Source organism: Arthrobacter pityocampae, assembly GCF_002927275.1.
Classification (GTDB): domain Bacteria; phylum Actinomycetota; class Actinomycetes; order Actinomycetales; family Micrococcaceae; genus Arthrobacter_D; species Arthrobacter_D pityocampae.
In genome coordinates, this window is record NZ_PRKW01000023.1 from 1 (window position 1) to 1,256 (window position 1,256).

Below are 1,256 nucleotides of genomic sequence, written 5' to 3' on the forward strand. Positions count from 1 at the left end.
TGGCTGATTGAGGCGCGGGCTTCGGACTCGCCAGTGGTGCACTCACTATGGCTGAGGAGCACCCACACGCTATCGACACGACGCCGCAAGGTGACAGTTCCGAAGCTGCCGGAATGGATATTTGAATCGCCCCTGCTTTCCTAGACACTCTCCAAGCTCAGGAAATAGCGTTTCTCATACTCTACTGGAGACAGCTGCATAGCACTGCTGTGTCGACGCTTAGGGTTATAGAACATCTCGATGTAATCGAAAATATCACTTCGGGCTTCGTCACGCGTTGCGTAGATCTTTCGTCGGATTCGCTCCCGCTTCAAAAGCTGGAAAAAGCTCTCCGCTACGGCATTGTCGTGGCAGTTTCCCCGTCGGCTCATGCTGCTGATCACATTATTGGCCTTCAGGAAGCTTTGCCAATCTGAGCTACTGAACTGACTGCCTTGGTCTGAGTGAATCATCACTTGCTGCTGTGGCTTGCGTCGCCACACGGCCATCAGCATGGCGTCGATGGCCAGGTCGCTGCTCATTCTGGGCTTCATTGACCAACCAATGACTTGGCGGGAGAACAGATCCAGCACTACCGCCAGGTACAGCCACCCTTCATAGGTGCGGATGTAGGTGATATCGGTCACCCAGACTTTATTCGGCTCACTGACCTTGAACTGCCGGGCCAGATGGTTGGGGGATGCCACTGTTGGTTTTCCGCCATAAAACCCAGTACGACGGCGATAGCCCGTTTGCGAACGCAGCCCCTCTGCCTGCATCAAGCGACCGACTCGATTTCGCCCACAGATCTCTCCTAGCTCTCGCAGGTCATCGTGAATCTTGCGATAGCCATACACGCCGCCGCTTTCTAACCAGGCCTGCTTGATCAAGCCAAGCAGGCGCTGATCTTCTTTGGCTCGGGCAGATTGAGGTTCGGCCAACCAAGCGTAGTAGCCGCTGGGATGCACCTTGAGGGTTTGGCAAAGGCGCCGCACCGGGTAATGCGTCGAGTGCTTTTTGATGAAGGCGTACTTCAGTTGCACTCCTTGGCAAAGTACGCGGCGGCCTTTTTTAAGATGTCTCGCTCTTCCGTCACGCGCTTGAGTTCAGCGCGCAGCTTGCGCAGTTCGGCCTGCTGATCGTCGTCTTGCTGACGCTGTTCTTGGGGCTTGCTGTAGAGCTTGATCCAGGCGTAGAGGCTGTGAACAGACATGCCCAGGCGCTGGGCAACATCGGCGACAGGATTGCCTTTCTCGGTCACTTGCTTGACCGCTTCG

The 1,256-nt window shown here is 55.7% G+C and carries 1 protein-coding gene; it reads right to left on the reverse strand.

What is annotated here, in order from left to right; translation table 11 throughout:
- Window positions 1-140 precede the first annotated feature (140 nt).
- Window positions 141-1,256, reverse strand: a protein-coding gene (locus C4K88_RS18035) for an IS3 family transposase (RefSeq protein ID WP_104122817.1) whose coding sequence is annotated in 2 segments (ribosomal slippage) — window positions 141-1,048 and window positions 1,048-1,256 — 1,117 coding nt annotated over the 2 segments. Because the reading frame shifts where the segments join, the coding sequence is not laid out codon by codon here. This gene is flagged as partial in the annotation.